At 42.6% G+C, this 14,895-nt stretch carries 14 protein-coding genes; 7 read left to right on the forward strand and 7 right to left on the reverse strand.

From position 1 onward, the window contains the following. Together B0E43_RS22545 and B0E43_RS22550 are read right to left on the reverse strand one after the other, a co-directional pair. Window positions 1-3,467 (reverse strand): hypothetical protein (locus B0E43_RS22545; RefSeq protein ID WP_139352856.1); only part of this gene is annotated, 3,467 nt, incomplete at its 3' end. Between the two features lie 20 nt (window positions 3,468-3,487). Further along, entirely contained in the window at window positions 3,488-3,994 is a 507-nt protein-coding gene (locus B0E43_RS22550) for a hypothetical protein (RefSeq protein WP_077353678.1), read from the reverse strand. A gap of 416 nt (window positions 3,995-4,410) precedes the next feature. Between B0E43_RS22550 and B0E43_RS22555 the strand changes: the two genes are divergently transcribed. Continuing rightward, window positions 4,411-5,847, forward strand: coding sequence for an aldehyde dehydrogenase family protein (locus tag B0E43_RS22555; protein WP_077353679.1), 1,437 nt, complete (start codon window positions 4,411-4,413; stop codon window positions 5,845-5,847). A gap of 3 nt (window positions 5,848-5,850) precedes the next feature. After that, on the forward strand, window positions 5,851-6,705 hold the full coding sequence (locus B0E43_RS22560; protein WP_077353680.1) for a prolyl oligopeptidase family serine peptidase: 855 nt from the start codon (window positions 5,851-5,853) through the stop codon (window positions 6,703-6,705). 39 nt (window positions 6,706-6,744) lie between these two features. Here the strand turns inward: B0E43_RS22560 and B0E43_RS22565 are convergent, their stop codons facing one another. Together B0E43_RS22565 and B0E43_RS22570 are read right to left on the reverse strand one after the other, a co-directional pair. After that, the gene (locus B0E43_RS22565) at window positions 6,745-6,978 is read right to left on the reverse strand and encodes a hypothetical protein (protein WP_077353681.1); all 234 of its coding nucleotides are present in this window, start codon (window positions 6,976-6,978) and stop codon (window positions 6,745-6,747) included. Then, the gene (locus tag B0E43_RS22570; RefSeq protein WP_077353682.1) at window positions 6,953-7,555 is read right to left on the reverse strand and encodes an RNA polymerase sigma factor; all 603 of its coding nucleotides are present in this window, start codon (window positions 7,553-7,555) and stop codon (window positions 6,953-6,955) included. Before B0E43_RS22570 ends, B0E43_RS22565 begins: the two co-directional genes overlap by 26 nt. Before the next feature lie 345 nt (window positions 7,556-7,900). On the opposite strand from B0E43_RS22570, the gene B0E43_RS22575 reads away from it, so the two are divergent. Together B0E43_RS22575 and B0E43_RS22580 are read left to right on the forward strand one after the other, a co-directional pair. Beyond that, window positions 7,901-8,245, forward strand: coding sequence for a DUF3127 domain-containing protein (locus B0E43_RS22575; protein ID WP_077353683.1), 345 nt, complete (start codon window positions 7,901-7,903; stop codon window positions 8,243-8,245). A 40-nt stretch (window positions 8,246-8,285) separates the two neighbouring features. Beyond that, entirely contained in the window at window positions 8,286-8,741 is a 456-nt protein-coding gene (locus B0E43_RS22580) for a hypothetical protein (protein ID WP_077353684.1), read from the forward strand. Between the two features lie 58 nt (window positions 8,742-8,799). On the opposite strand, the gene B0E43_RS22585 is transcribed toward B0E43_RS22580, so the two are convergent. The 3 genes from B0E43_RS22585 to B0E43_RS22595 form a co-directional block, all read right to left on the reverse strand. Continuing rightward, window positions 8,800-10,371 carry an Rne/Rng family ribonuclease gene (locus B0E43_RS22585; RefSeq protein WP_077353685.1) on the reverse strand — a complete coding sequence of 524 codons (1,572 nt, stop codon included), beginning with the start codon at window positions 10,369-10,371 and terminating at the stop codon, window positions 8,800-8,802. 185 nt (window positions 10,372-10,556) lie between these two features. Beyond that, on the reverse strand, window positions 10,557-11,384 hold the full coding sequence (locus tag B0E43_RS22590; protein ID WP_077353686.1) for a lipopolysaccharide assembly protein LapB: 828 nt from the start codon (window positions 11,382-11,384) through the stop codon (window positions 10,557-10,559). A 17-nt stretch (window positions 11,385-11,401) separates the two neighbouring features. Beyond that, window positions 11,402-11,710 carry an HU family DNA-binding protein gene (locus B0E43_RS22595; RefSeq protein ID WP_026969549.1) on the reverse strand — a complete coding sequence of 103 codons (309 nt, stop codon included), beginning with the start codon at window positions 11,708-11,710 and terminating at the stop codon, window positions 11,402-11,404. Between the two features lie 145 nt (window positions 11,711-11,855). Between B0E43_RS22595 and mutY the strand changes: the two genes are divergently transcribed. The 3 genes from mutY (at window position 11,856) to gldE (ending at window position 14,844) form a co-directional block, all read left to right on the forward strand. Then, window positions 11,856-12,911: an A/G-specific adenine glycosylase gene (gene mutY / locus B0E43_RS22600; protein WP_077353687.1), complete on the forward strand. Its 1,056-nt coding sequence runs from the start codon at window positions 11,856-11,858 to the stop codon at window positions 12,909-12,911. A 44-nt stretch (window positions 12,912-12,955) separates the two neighbouring features. Continuing rightward, complete coding sequence (locus B0E43_RS22605; protein WP_077353688.1) at window positions 12,956-13,420, forward strand: single-stranded DNA-binding protein; 465 nt, start codon at window positions 12,956-12,958, stop codon at window positions 13,418-13,420. Between the two features lie 74 nt (window positions 13,421-13,494). Next, complete coding sequence (gene gldE, locus B0E43_RS22610) at window positions 13,495-14,844, forward strand: gliding motility-associated protein GldE (RefSeq protein WP_077353689.1); 1,350 nt, start codon at window positions 13,495-13,497, stop codon at window positions 14,842-14,844. The last annotated feature ends 51 nt before the right edge of the window (window positions 14,845-14,895 follow it).

Consider the following 14,895-nt stretch of genomic DNA (forward strand, 5'->3'; position numbering starts at 1 on the left):
TCGGTGCATGGTGCAGTGGCTGCTACAGTATAGGTGTAGACATTGCCCACATTGCTCCAGGTTCCGTTGGTGTCCGGGGTTCCGCCCAAAGCTGCAAACAGCAGTTCGTTGGTGATCTCGGTGCCTTCGCAAACTGTCAGGGTTCCGTCAGTTCCTGCTTCAGGGCCTTCCTGGATGGTTACAGTGATAGTGGATGTTGCTTCCTCGGTGCATGGTGCAGTGGCTGCTACAGTATAGGTGTAGACGTTGCCCACATTGCTCCAGGTTCCGTTGGTGTCAGGGGTTCCGCCCAAGGCTGCAAACAGCAGTTCGTTGGTGATCTCGGTTCCTTCGCAAACTGTCAGGGTTCCGTCAGTTCCTGCGTCAGGCGCAGGAACAAAGTTTACTGTCACGACAGCAGTGTCATCGGGACAAGAATCGCCGCCCTCTACAGTATAGGTGTAGACATTCCCATTTTGAGTCCAAGTTCCACTTGGTTCTGGATCGTTGTCAAGGGCTGCAAATAGCATCGCCTCAGTCACAACAGAACCTTCACAAATTGTCAGCTGGCCGTCAATCCCCGCATTTGGTGCATCAACAAAGCCAACAGTAACCGGTTTGATTACAGTACACTCTCCTAAAGTTGCTTTGATGTAATAGACTCCAGAGGCTCCAATCGCTGATGGGTTCTCCAACTGTTGCGTCGCGCCCTGATCAGACCAATAAGTAAATGAAGCTCCCTCAACATCAGTATGCAAGACTGTGATATCAACGGTGCCAGCATCGCATTCTGCTTCAGAATTTATTACTGTGAAGTCTGGCAGCGCATTTATCGTCACTGTAATTTTCACTCTTGGACCAATACATTGAGCAGAGGGGCCTTGTGCAACCCAGTACTCTTTAATACCAGCAACAGCAGTGGATGGCACAAGGGTTGTCGTTGCTGTCCCGCCAGTCGCTTGAGTATAGAAGTAAACCGTATATTCTTCGTCGGTTGGTAATACAAGGGTGTTAAGATTAGGTACTGTGGCTCCCTGACAGAAGGTTAGATTTTCCTCGGCAGGAATTACAGGATTGGTAGTTACTATGCTTACCTCAATATTGAATGTGAAAGTACAAGAGGATGAATTGGGTGGGATCGCATAAAAAGTGCCACCAGAACGAGGAAATGGATTGTTGTCGTTGTATTCAACCGCAGTCTGAGGATTTGAACTATTATAGAACAGGGTTCCGACTGGAAAAGAGCCCCTGATTTGATTTACAGGAATTCCAGATTCTGCAACGTTACAGAATTCAAAGTTCAAGAATATGTCTTCGCTCTCGCAATTAGCCGCCACCCATTCTGCTGCACCTGTAATCGGAATGACCAATGGATCTCTGACAGGTTCTCCTTGACAAACATCGCCCTCCAAATATCCCTGGATAAAGCTAACTCCCTGAAAATCCCTGTTTGAGGTCACTCCACTTCCACTTACCGAACCATTTACAGAAATGAATGCGTCACAACTCGCCTGTGCCAACACAAAACAATCCTCTGTGGCTTTTATGGTATAGGTCAGTGTTGCCAATATGTCCTCCGGGTCATCCGAGGTTGGAATATCGCCTATGTTCCAAACTATTGATCCCGTGGATCCTCGAGTTGGATCAAAAACCGGAGCAACCGAATTGGTTGGGCTATAGTTGATTTCTACAGAACTGGATACAAAAGAGGCCGTGTATGGCATAGGCACTACAATCTCTCCATTGGTCACAGCTTCAGTTCCTCTGTTTCTAATGTCCAACTTGTAGGTCAATTCCTGACCCGGCTCAACAGTTGGGCTGGGGTTTCCACTTACATCAATGCCATTAATGGTCTGAATCTGATTAAGCCCTTCGATATCCGGCACATAGGCGTCTACTGCAAAAGCAAAGAAATACAGGGCATAGATATCCAGATTTGTCCCATACTTAAAGCGGGTGGAAGTCTGATTGTTGCCGATTATACTATTCCCATTGTTATCGATATTCCACATTGCAATATCAATCCCAGTGTTATTCACCAAATTCGGAGTCCTGGGATTATCCACTAAAACATTGGAGGCATCTAAAACAGGGGTATAGATAGAAGAGTTTAAAAAGTTGCCCGTAGTGGTCAATGGATGAGCTAAACTCTGCCAAGTATCGGTATTGACTCCCTGCTCTATTTGCAGAAAATCATCGTAGGCAATATCACCTTCTGCTGCCATAATGCCCAGCTTCACATTGATCGCACCGGTTGGGGCCGCTTGGAATCCTGTAATGGGGATGATGCCTGACTGTTCATCTCCATTGTTGTCTGGCGTTCTGATGTGGGAGTATCCGTCAAAGATCGTAATGTCTCTCCAGGGCAACTTGGAGTTTTCATAAACCACCACAATCGCCCACTGACCAAAAAGACCAGAGGTGGCATCTGTACCTTCACGCAGAGCCAGATCGGCTACGGTATATTCTCCCAAGCCCTGATCCTTCACATACTGGGTGATGTCACGGTAACCTACATAAATATCGTCATATTGACTTGTAGGATAGAGGATATTGGCATCAGTTGCTGAATATTCTGTATATTCTAAGGCATTTGGCCCTTTAATTTTGATTTTTCGCTTGTCAAGCAACTGCGAGACAGGACTATCAAACGTCCCGTTGGCTGTAAGCCTAAGGTCATTATTTGTATTGCTATAAGAACTTGAGTTGCCGTTGGTAGAAGAATTTCCTCGCAGCCTGTTGACTGAGTACGTCATCGAGCCTACAGTGATCACCACGGGATCAAAGGTGGCTGTTTTGATTCCACCGGAGACGTTGTGAGTTTGGTTAGCTGGTGTTTGCCAGGAGCCGCCGTTAATTCTATATCGAACTCTGTTTGAAGCAGCATTGGTATATTCAAATTCATAGGTACTCCCCCCTCCACTCAGCGTGTACCGGGGATATCGGTTTGAACTGGATACTTCTACCCTCTCTACTTCAAGGGTATAATTTGAGTAGTTAATCGCCTGTCCGTTTGTTGCAGTTTGGGAGACATCTGATACTGGTTGAGATTCCAAAATATCCGGGTTTTCCACCGAGAAAGTATAACTGTCTCCAATTCTTGATTTCCCAGACCAATACAGGCCTGCATACAGGATATTGGAGCAATTGGGATCCGCTCCGTTTTCCTGAGAAAATACCAGTGTTGATTTAGAGGAGTTAAGTGTCTCGTCTACTCCATCCAAATCCACGTAAATCATCGGATTATTGGTATTGGATCCTGTCGTGGTATAGTTTTGAAGGGTCAGGTTGGTGTTTCCGATTATAGCAAAATCACCACGCACGTTAAAAACTCCTTCTGGCGGTTGAGGAGTACCCACTCGCTTATTAAAGGTCTTTACGTTTGCGTTTTGAGCATTTGATGGGCTAACAAATCCCACAAATACGAAAACCACCATTGCAAAAAATGCAAAAATGGTTGACTTAAAAATTGAGTATAACTTATCCATATTGATTCGGAGTTTTCTAATTAACCTGGGCGGGAGATTTGGTAAAAAATCAAAATTTCAGTCTGCTCGAATCCAGTCAACATTTGAGAAATCTGGGATGCAGATATTGGCTCAGTGCTTGTCACCAAAATGTATTTCAAAGCACTCAGACTTGGTAGAACTCCAAAGTCTAAGGAGAAGCTGCTAACTCCATCTCCCAATTTGATTTGGATAAATTCAACACTGGCAAACTCCGGAGTTTCTTCTGTCAGAATTGAGACAGCAGAACCGCTAAGAATTATATTTTTCGGAGAAGGGGCCTTTGGCAAAATCAACTGGCCATCCCTAATCTCAATTATCCCATTGCTCCCATATAATAAATCCATAAATGGATCTGAGGAGCTAAATTTTTGAGACTCCAAATAAGATTTTAACTCTATAATTCGCTGAGCCTCTGCATCAAATGAAGCAAAACTGCTTAGGAAAAGAATGGCAAGCATCAAAACTAGATGGTGCTTCAGGCGGAGAAATTTATTGAGGTATTCCATTTTTCAAGGTTTTGTACTATGGAAAAATCCAAATGAAATTGCGTTTCTTCATCGTGAAAAATTTACAATTCCATTATTTTGTCATAAAAATACATTTTTTTGTATTTCATATACAAGCTTTTTTTAGAAAAAAATTTTTGTAATGCATTTTTTGTATCATAAACCATTGATATCCTGATACAACCAGTTATTTTGATTGCTTTTCTAGAAAAACAAATTATCAAACAGCTTAAGCCACAGGGTTTTAAAAAAAATACAATTTCAGATTTTCATTTCTTAACTATCATAATCTGACTTTTGGTTAGATTGAAACTTTTCCAATGCCCAGAAATTTTCGGTACAATTCCTATTTCCCAATGAGGGGGAAAAAGTTTGTTATAAGCACTATCTTGGAAGCATGATTTTTCCCGAAACAAATGCAAAGTCAAGTCAACACGCTTCCTGAGCTTACAGAAATCCAAGAACTATTCTCTAACCAACTGCAAACAGCTATTCAATGGCGCCAATCGACTGCGGAAGAGCGGTCTGCCAGACTCAAAAATCTTAGGACTTGGATTAAGGATCATCAACTCGAAATCCGAAAATGCCTATGGTTGGATTTTAAAAAACCGGAAGCAGAAGTAGACCTAAGTGAAATATTTCCTGTGACATCAGAGATCAATCACGCATTAAAAAATCTTGGCTCTTGGATGAAACCAAAATCGGTCTCCACTCCATTGCCTATGTTGGGAACAAACGCAAAAATTTATTTTGAACCTAAAGGAACAGCATTAATTCTAGCTCCATGGAATTTTCCGTTTAACCTTACAATTGGACCCTTGGTTTCTGCTTTAGCAGCTGGCTGCCCCACCATCATCAAGCCTTCGGAAATGTCTCCCCATACTTCAAATTTGATTTCAGGGATGATCAAAGAGTTGTTTGACCCCAAAGAAGTTGCAGTATTTACGGGGGAGGTTGAGTTGGCAACAAGTCTGCTGAAATTACCTTTTGACCATATCTTTTTTACAGGAAGTCCACAAGTAGGAAAGGTAGTAATGAAAGCAGCTGCCGAACATCTTACCTCGGTTACCTTGGAGTTGGGAGGAAAGTCTCCCGCATTAATTGACGACACTGCTGATCTGAACGATGCTGCAGGCAAAATCATTTGGGGCAAATTTGTCAATTGTGGACAAACTTGCATTGCCCCGGACTATATTTTGGTTCCGGAAACCCACAAAGAGAGGCTAGTAATGGAAATGAAAGTTTTCCTTCAAAAATTTTATGACCCATTTTATAAAGGGATTTCCCACAGCGGGGACTATGCCAGAATCATCAATAAAAGACATTTCACAAGGATAAAAAATCTACTCACGGATGCAATTGAAAAAGGGGCCACGTTGGAATTTGGTGGAAATTTTGAGGAATCGGACTTGTTTTTTGAACCAACAATACTTTCAGGAATAACATCGGAAATGGGAGTAATCCAGGAGGAAATATTCGGACCAATTCTTCCTATAGTAACCTATAAAAGCCTGGAAGAAGCCATAGATTTAATCAATTCTAAGCCCAAGCCCTTGGCTCTCTATTACTTTGGGAAAAATCCTGCCACTTCAAAAAAGGTGCAGAAGGAAACCAGCTCCGGAAACGCAGTAATAAACGATTGCGTCCTTCATTTTTTACATAATGAATTGCCTTTCGGAGGAGTAAACAACAGTGGAATAGGCAAATCGCACGGGCATTATGGTTTTTTGGCATTCAGCAATGAAAAGGGAGTACTCAAACAAAGAGTTGGATACAACAACGTCACCCTTCTCAGGCCACCCTATGGGATCAAGGCCAAACAACTGATCGCATCATTAATTAAATGGTTTTGAGCCTTGAAATCCCAGATTTTTAAAATACTCACACGGATCGCTTTTTCATTATTTCTTACTTTTTCATCCTGCTCTACTGATTCAGATGCTGATTTTTTACCTGCGAGAGAAATTTTTAATGAAGGCTATGGTTCCGATCCCATGCAAACCATGGATGTATTCTTACCAACTGAAAGAACACGGGAGGATACTCCTCTTTTAATCTATATCCATGGAGGAGCTTGGATTGATGGGGACAAAAGCGAGTTTTTGCAAGTGAAGGCAATCTTGGAGGAGCAATTTCCAGGCTATGCCTTTGTAAGCCTGAACTATAGGCTTTACGACTTTTTAACCGGGAAAAACGGGATTGAGGACCAGGAGCAGGATATTATTTCAGCACTGGAATATATTGAAAGCCAGCTGTCAAACTGGAATATATCAGACGATTTAATTATTTCAGGAGCAAGTGCAGGTGGGCATTTGGCACTTTTGCATGCTTATAAAAATAACACCTTGGATCTGAAAGGGGCAATTGCATTTTTTCCTCCTACTGACCTCATTGAGTTGTACGGATTCAATAACTTAACCGCATCTGCCCTAAACGAACTAATCGGAGGTTCTCCTAGCACTGCAGCCTCAATTTATCAGGATTTAAGTCCTGTCCGCTTTGTGGATGCGGTGGAAGTACCGACTATTTTTTTCCATGGAGATTTGGACAATGTGGTGCCTATCAGTCAAAGCCAAATTCTGGAAGATGCACTGCGTGTTGCCAATGTCAGGCACCAATTCACTTTGGTTCCCGGCCAAGGGCATGGATTTACTTCAGAGACATACACTCAATTGTTGAAAGAGGCAAAAGAATTTATAGGGGAGTTTTAAACAAAAAACCCCGACAAATGTCAGGGTTACCGATTTTTCTCAGACTTTTTGAAGTCCCGTAGAATGGGCCATTTCTTTGATGGCTTTCACTATTTTGTCCGAAGGCTGCAGGCGAACCTGGTCTAATTGCTCTATCGTGCTCAGCATCTCCACATATTCTTGCATCAGAGATTCGTTACCGTGCAAGGCTTGCATCAAGAGTTCTTGTTCTCCCTCCGGCATTTCCTGGTAAATATATCTTACCAAGTCATTTGGGGTAAATGGTTTTATCATAGGCAAAATTTAGTTGTTTCATCTTTTTCCTCAGATGGATGAGTGCGTACCGCATTCTCCCCAAGGCTGTATTTATACTCACTCCGGTCTGCTCAGCAATATCCTGAAAACTCATATCCAGATAATGACGCATGACCAATACTTCCTTTTGAGCCTCCGGCAATTCTTCAATCAGCTTTTTGACCATTTCCAAGGTCTCTTCTTTTACTCGATGATCCTCGACTGAGGACTCTGCAAACTGAAGAGAATTGAAAAGATTTGAACCGTCCTCCATCAGAATTGTTGGGTATCGCTTGGCTTTTCGGAAATGATCGATGGCCAAATTATGCGCGATACGCATCAGCCAAGGCTGGAATTTTCCCTCCTCGCTGTACTTTTCGGAATGAATCGTCTGGACGACCTTTACAAAAACGTCCTGGAGTAAATCCTCTGCTAAATCCTGATCCTTAACGATCAGGTAAATTGTGGTAAAAACTTTACTTTGGTATCTGTCTACCAAAAGATCAAAGGCAGCTTCACTGCCGTTTCGATACTGAGCTATCAACTCGCTGTCCTGAGGACCTTTTCCCTTACTCATCTTAAGTTGGTTTATGAACAACGTAGAAGTCTAAGCCATAGTATCTTTTAAGTGTGAAAGAATTAAAAATTCAAATTCCTTTGGATAAAACCAATCAAGGAGGTTCAATCTAAGGTGTTTTTTGATTAATTGTCAAGAGACAGATGAAATTCGAAAGGAAGTTTGGAAAAAGATCGTTTGGCAAACTTTTGTTTTATAAAATCAGCTTCCAATCTGCATAAGGCTAATGTTATGCCAAAAAATGTTAAACCTTGAGAAAAAGTCATTTCTTTTCCATGCCTCAATACCCTAAAAAATTCCTCTCAATCCTTACCTTCGCAATCTGATCAAGTAAAAATTATCACAATGGATTTAAGTGGAAAAGTAATCAATCAACTCCCGGAAGTGGGTGGAAACTCAAAAACCGGAAACTCTTGGAGAAAACAGGAATATATCATAGAAACTGGCGGCCAGTATCCCAAAAAGGTTTGCATTTCAATATGGGGAGACAAAATTGACCAATTTGGCCTCAAAGTGGGTGAGCAAGTCACTTTGGGAATTGATGTAGAAAGCCGAGAATACAATGGCAGATGGTACACGGAAGTGAAAGCATTCAAAGTGGACCGAACCAATGGTAGTGCCGGAGCGGCTTCAATGCCGGAGGTCGATACGTTCTATTCCGAAAGCGAAGAAGACAAGCTCCCTTTCTAATCAGGGGAGATTTTCAGCTTTTTTTAACCTATACTTTTCTATGTGGGACGATTTTGACGATAATGAAGAATGGGAAGATGGGAGTGAATTTGACCCCAAAGCACAACGGGATCAAATTTACTCTCACCCATTAATGCAAAAAGCGAACGAAATAGTATCGCTGACCCATGCCTTAGTCGGAAGCCTGGATGAGGCCCGAAAAGAACTCTATGGCGGAATGATGATGGAAGATGCCATGATAATCTGTGCAAAATTCGCAGGGGCCCATGGGGTCGATGCCTATATCCTAAAAATGGAAAACGCAACAATTATGAAGGTCCACGCCCGACATCTCAACTCCATGACTTATCAACTCGCCATGGAAGAAACACATGCGGAAGAGCACCTCAACCTGCTCCGAGAAGCTGTGGAAGAATTTCGCTTGTTGTTTGTGGATTGGATTAAAACTTTCGATTCAGCGGAGCGATACGATGACGGATGGGGATTGTTCATTTAGGTTTGGAATTGAATTGTTGATGGGCCAGCTTAACCCTGTTCCATAAAAAAAGCGAGACTTACTCAGTCTCGCTTTTTATTTGTAGTTCGATTTCCTCACCAGATTCATCAAGGAATCTGTATTCCGTCACGGGTAGAGAAGAATCTCTGATCAGTTTTATCCATTTGTAATACTTGAAAAACCACTTGACCCTTTGGCTAATCAGGCCTTGGGTAAAGTATGCGTGCAGGTAGGGATGCAGCCCAATTTGTATTTTCGCCACGTTTTGGATGGTGGCAATGTGATTGAGGTCATGCTCTAACTTGTCGGCAATCAGGATCGAAGCCTGAATTTTGCCGGTTCCGTTGCAAGCGGGGCAAGTCTCTTTGGTCACTATATTGACCTCCGGTCTTACCCGCTGTCTGGTGATCTGCATGAGCCCAAATTTGCTCAGGGGCAAGACAGTATGCTTGGACCTGTCGGACTTCATCTCCTGCATCATCACTTCGTAGATGGCTTTTTTATTATCAGCCTTCTTCATATCAATGAAGTCTACAACGATGATTCCCCCCATATCGCGGAGGCGGAGTTGTCTGGCAATTTCTTTAGCAGCGACCATGTTGGTTTTTAATGCTGTAGATTCCTGGTCGCTTTCTTGGTTGGACTTGTTGCCGCTGTTCACATCAATGACGTGCAGTGCTTCGGTGTGTTCTATGATGACATAGCCGCCCTGAGGCAAGCTTACCGTCTGTCCAAACAAGCTTTTGATTTGCTTTTCGATTCCAAAACTTTCAAATAGCTTGACTTTACCATTGTAAAGTCTGACAATTTTTTCTTTTTCAGGTGCTATTGACCTGATGTAGGATCTGATCTGATCGTAGGTTGACTCTTCTTCTACGGTGATTGCGTCGAATGATTCGTTGAGCAGGTCCCTGATTAGTGAGGAGGCCATGCTCATCTCTCCGATGATTTTGTCCCGGCTTTTGGCTTTCAGCAATTTTTTCATTCCGCCTTCCCAAGAATCGAGAAGGTTACGAAGGTCTTTGTCAAGTTCCGTCACGGACTGTCCTTCGGCCACTGTTCGGATGATTACTCCGAAGTTGGCGGGTTTGATCGAATTGATAAGTCTGAGAAGCCTTTTGCGCTCTTCATTGCTTCGAATTTTCTTGGATACATTGACTGTATCGGAGAAAGGTACCAGCACGAGGTAGCGACCGGGCAGAGAGAGCTCGCAGGAAAGTCGGGGGCCTTTGGTTGAAATGGGTTCTTTGACGACCTGTACCAATACTTGGTTGGTCTTGGATAGGACTTTTTCGATTTTGCCGATTTTGTCTATCTCAGGATCGTTTTCGAAGCCTTTCAGCAGATAATTGTTGTAGTTGTTGTTGCGCACCATTTTGGTGAACTTCAACATCGAGTTGACATTTGGGCCAAGGTCCTGGTAATGAAGAAAGGCGTCTTTCTCATAACCGACGTCAATGAACGCAGCATTGAGTCCATTGACGATCTTGCGGACCGTGCCCAGGTAAATGTCACCTACTTTAAACTGGTTGTCCATTCCTTCGGAATGAAGCTCCACCAGTTGCTTATCTTGCAGCAGGGCAATCCGACTTCCGTTTTGAGCAGAATCGATTAACAATTCCGTACTCAAAATTCCGTCTTATAATATGTAAATGAACGTGTTGTTATTTAAAACAGGAAAAGAAGAAGTGAATTACTTCTTCTTATGTCTGTTTTTTCTAAGTCTCTTCTTACGCTTGTGCGTAGCGATCTTATGTCTTTTTCTTTTCTTACCGCAAGGCATAGTTTTTAGAATTTAAGGTGTGTAACAATAATTTATAGCTTGTCGAGGTAGGTCTGAACACTCTCCAGAATCATCGGATCCTGGGTCATTTTCTTCACTTCCTCAAACTGTGCTTTCGCTTTGTTTTTTTCGTTGGATTCGAAATAGCTCACAGCCAGGTAAAACTGTCCCTGAAGATTATCCGGATGGTACTTGACCAACTCTTCAAATCGCTCAGCTGCACGCTTGTACTGGCCTGACTGCATGGAGAGAACACCCATGTTAAACAGCCCGTCCTCATTTTGGGGATCCGCCTCGAGAATTTCTCTCATCATCGTGATCCCTTGCATAGGGTTGGCCGAAGATACATAAGTCATCGCCACTTTGGTTTTCAAATCCAACCGGCTTGGATCTTTTTCCAAAACCTGATTTAGGTAAGTCCTAGTCTTATCTGCCAGATCCTCAACTTTGGTCTTATCCAAAGCAAAAGAAAAAGCTTCATAGTAGGCCTTGCCTGTTTCCTCTACCAACGCCAGATCTGATGAATTCAATGCCACTGCTTCCCCAAGGAAATATGCAGCACTGTCAAAGATTCCTTCTTTCTGATACATCGAAGCAAGCGACTTGGCTGCTGCGATTTTTTCAGAAGGTTCCCTGGCTGAGGCTAAGGTAGCCTTTAACTCATCAGCTTGGGAGCGGTTTTCGGAAGAAAGCTCATTCTCATGCATTTCGGTCACATCCGATGTTGAATTTGCCATTGCGTTGGGATCCTCCACTGAGGTGGTCCCTGCCTCATTGTCAACTACGACTTTTGGCAGTGCATAAAGCCCGGCGATGGTACAGATTCCTACAATGATGAGAATGAGCTGTGATTTTTTCATGTCAATTCGCCTCGGACTTAGTCCTGAGGAGCCAATTGCTTGATTTTTTTGCTGTTTTTAATCTTCTCAACAAAAACCTTGGAAGGTTTAAATGCCGGAATGTAGTGCTCGTCGATCACGATCGCCGTATTTTTGGAGATATTACGTGCAATTTTCTTAGCTCTTTTCTTATTGATGAAGCTACCGAAACCTCTTACATAAATATTTTCTCCATCAGACATAGAATCCTTCACTACTTTGAAGAACGCCTCAATGGCTTGTGTAACATCATCCTTTTGGATTCCTGTTTTGTCTGAAATCTTGGTGATTACTTCTGCTTTTGTCACAGTGTTTTTAATTTAGAAATTACGAAATAAGCTTAACAACCTATTAACCAAGTGTTTTTGGGACTGCAAATGTACGAGAACCAAGTCAATTAAAAAACAATATCGAAAAAATTACCTTGGTTTGTGCCCAAGATATTTCACCCAAATGGATCCTAAAACTTCTGATTATCAAGCCTTTTCCGCTCATATAATTTCTTGGTATCGAGCAAATCCCAGGGAACTTCCTTGGAGAGGCACCACAGATCCTTATAAAATCTGGCTGTCCGAAATCATTCTCCAACAGACCCGTGTTGCCCAAGGGTTACCTTATTATTATGCTTTCACTGAAGCCTATCCGACCGTCAGGGACTTGGCTTTGGCTCCGGAATCTGAAGTCCTTAGACTCTGGCAGGGGTTGGGGTATTACAGCCGGGCCCGAAATCTTCACAGCTGTGCCAAATACATCTGGAATGAATTAGCGGGTAGATTCCCCGACAATTACCAAGCACTCCTATTATTAAAAGGAGTGGGTAGCTATACCGCAGCCGCGATTTCGAGTTTTGCATTTGGTGAAGCCAAAGCTGTGGTAGACGGAAACGTCTTCCGTGTCTTGTCAAGGTATTTCGGAATTGAGACGGATATCTCCTCCGGCAAAGGCAAAAAAGAATTTGAAGGCTTGGCAAACGAGTTAATTCCCAGAAATAATCCCGGCGAATTCAACCAGGCCATGATGGATTTTGGATCCAGACAATGTGTTCCGAAAAATCCCGACTGCGAAAGTTGCCCGATCCATTCCACCTGCTTTGCCTTTCAAAATGGAATCGTGAAAGAATTGCCGGTAAAAATCAATAAAGTCAAAGTCAAAGAAAGAAACCTCCACTATTATGTAATCCGATGTGGAGAACACTGGGTCTGGAAGAAACGGACAGCAGGAGATATCTGGGAAGGATTACATGATTTTCCCAATTCTGAAAATCATCCCGTCCCGATTGACCAGATTTCCGAAAATTCACCCAGCCTATTTCCAAAAAAATACCGACACATTTTGTCACATCAGAAACTTAACGCCAGCTTTTCAGAACTCGAAATTCCCCGAGAAAACTACCCGGAATTGTCACAATGGTGTGAAAATGAAGGATATTTGCTTGTCGCAGAAAGTGAAATCGACTATCTCGCCAAACCTAAATTAATCGTGAACTTTTTGAACGATCAGGAGATTTAATTAATTTCAGTCTTTCCTATTTTTCAACCTAAACAAATAAAATTATGGCAGGAGTAAACAAAGTGATACTAGTCGGAAACCTCGGGGCAGATCCTGAAGTGAAATACCTTGAAGGTGAAAAAGTTGTGGCAAAACTTAGGTTGGCTACAACAGAATCTTATAAAGACAGAAATGGAAACCGGGTAGATCAAACTGAGTGGCACGATCTGGAAATGTGGGACGGGCAGGCAAAAATTGCCGAACAATACCTAAAAAAAGGGTCTCAAATCTATGTAGAGGGGAAAATCAAAACCGACACCTGGCAGGATGAGCAAGGTCAAAACCGATACCGGACCAAAATTCGTGTACTAAGCTTTACCATGCTGGGTGGCAAACCTGAAGGAATGGGTGGGGGTCAGGCACCAATGAGTACTCCGGCATCTAACCCAAAACCGCAAGCAACTTCCAGCATGGCAAGTTCCGGTCCTGATTTGGTTTTGGATGATTCCGATGATGATCTGCCGTTTTGATTGATTACAGATTCCCCTGAAGTTGATTTTCAGGGGAATTGCTTATTTTTGCCTCAAACATCTTTTACTCCTTCATGGACGACCCCTACCCGAGTTACTACCTGATTGCACAGCTTACCGAGCCTTCATTTAGTTATTTCTTTATCAATGGATTGATTTTAGTCCTCCTTTTGATAGGGTCAGCCCTTGCCTCAGGCTCTGAAGTGGCATTTTTTTCTCTCAATAATGAAGAAATCGCATCTCTACAGGAATCGGATCCAGATAGAGGCCGACTGGTCGCCAAGCTACTATCCAGCCCAAAAAAGCTCCTCAGTACCATTCTTATCCTTAATAACCTGATCAATATCGGAATAGTCACCTTAACGACATTTGTGTCTTGGTCACTTTTTGGTATGAATGCGACCGGAATTATGGTGATTTTGATCCAGACCGTGGGTGTCACCTTTGCGATTGTTTTTTTCGGGGAAATTGTGCCAAAAGTATATGCCAATCAGGCAAGAATTCCCTTTGCTCTTTCATTGGCTCCAATTCTTTCTTTTTTCAACTCGGTCCTGCGCCCTATTTCATGGGTATTAATGGCTTTTAGTCACCTAATCGAAAAACGGGTGGAACAAAAAGGTTATTCCCTTTCGGTGGACGAACTCAATCAAGCACTCGAATTAACCACTGAAGACACCCCTGAGGAAGAAAGAGAAATTTTGAGAGGGATTGTAAATTTTGGAACACTGTCCGTAAAGCAAGTCATGCGAAGCCGCCTTGAAATTACCGCTTTGGATGTGGAGATGGATTTTCATGAGTTGATGGACAAAATCAACAAAAGCGGCTATTCGAGGATTCCGGTATTTGAGGAAACCATTGACAATATCCTGGGAGTTTTATACATCAAGGATCTTCTGCCTTTTATCGAAAAGGATGAAGACTTTGCCTGGAAGGAACTGATCCGGAAAAGCTTTTTCATCCCCGAAACCAAGAAGGTAGATGCACTATTGAAGGACTTTCAAAAAATGCGGGTTCACATGGCCATTGTCGTGGACGAATACGGAGGCACATCTGGACTTGTCACACTTGAAGACTTGATAGAAGAAATTATCGGAGAAATCAATGACGAATTTGATGACACAGACGATATTTTCTTTCAAGAATTGGACAATGATACGTTCATCTTTGAAGGAAAAGTCTCTTTGAATGACTTTTGCAAAAAACTGGAATTGGATGCTCAACTCTTTGAGGAGGTCAAAGGCGAAAGTGAATCTTTGGGCGGACTATTGCTTGAATTGAACTCAAAACTTCCCAAAAACGGGACAAAAATACGATTTGAGGATTTCGAATTTACCGTTTTATCCGTGGATGCACGCAAGATCAAAAAGGTCAAAGTGCACCAAAACAGAGGTGATAAAGAAGGGTCTACCCAATTTACCGACTAAAATTGAAATTTACGATATTCTGTTTTTATAATATTTATCAGAATATTATAT

Origin of the sequence: Algoriphagus sp. A40 (assembly GCF_002002735.1) — a bacterium.
Classification (GTDB): Bacteria; Bacteroidota; Bacteroidia; order Cytophagales; family Cyclobacteriaceae; genus Algoriphagus.

Bases quoted from the DNA above. Each gene is read 5' to 3' on its own strand.
- B0E43_RS22575 (WP_077353683.1), top strand. From the start codon at position 7,901: ATGGATTTAAGTGGAAAAGTAATCAATCAACTCCCGGAAGTGGGTGGA.
- mutY (WP_077353687.1), top strand. From the start codon at position 11,856: ATGGATCCTAAAACTTCTGATTATCAAGCCTTTTCCGCTCATATAATT.
- B0E43_RS22550 (WP_077353678.1), bottom strand. From the start codon at position 3,994: ATGGAATACCTCAATAAATTTCTCCGCCTGAAGCACCATCTAGTTTTG.
- B0E43_RS22590 (WP_077353686.1), bottom strand. From the start codon at position 11,384: ATGAAAAAATCACAGCTCATTCTCATCATTGTAGGAATCTGTACCATC.
- B0E43_RS22565 (WP_077353681.1), bottom strand. From the start codon at position 6,978: ATGATAAAACCATTTACCCCAAATGACTTGGTAAGATATATTTACCAG.
- B0E43_RS22580 (WP_077353684.1), top strand. From the start codon at position 8,286: ATGTGGGACGATTTTGACGATAATGAAGAATGGGAAGATGGGAGTGAA.
- B0E43_RS22605 (WP_077353688.1), top strand. From the start codon at position 12,956: ATGGCAGGAGTAAACAAAGTGATACTAGTCGGAAACCTCGGGGCAGAT.
- B0E43_RS22555 (WP_077353679.1), top strand. From the start codon at position 4,411: ATGCAAAGTCAAGTCAACACGCTTCCTGAGCTTACAGAAATCCAAGAA.
- B0E43_RS22570 (WP_077353682.1), bottom strand. From the start codon at position 7,555: ATGAGTAAGGGAAAAGGTCCTCAGGACAGCGAGTTGATAGCTCAGTAT.
- gldE (WP_077353689.1), top strand. From the start codon at position 13,495: ATGGACGACCCCTACCCGAGTTACTACCTGATTGCACAGCTTACCGAG.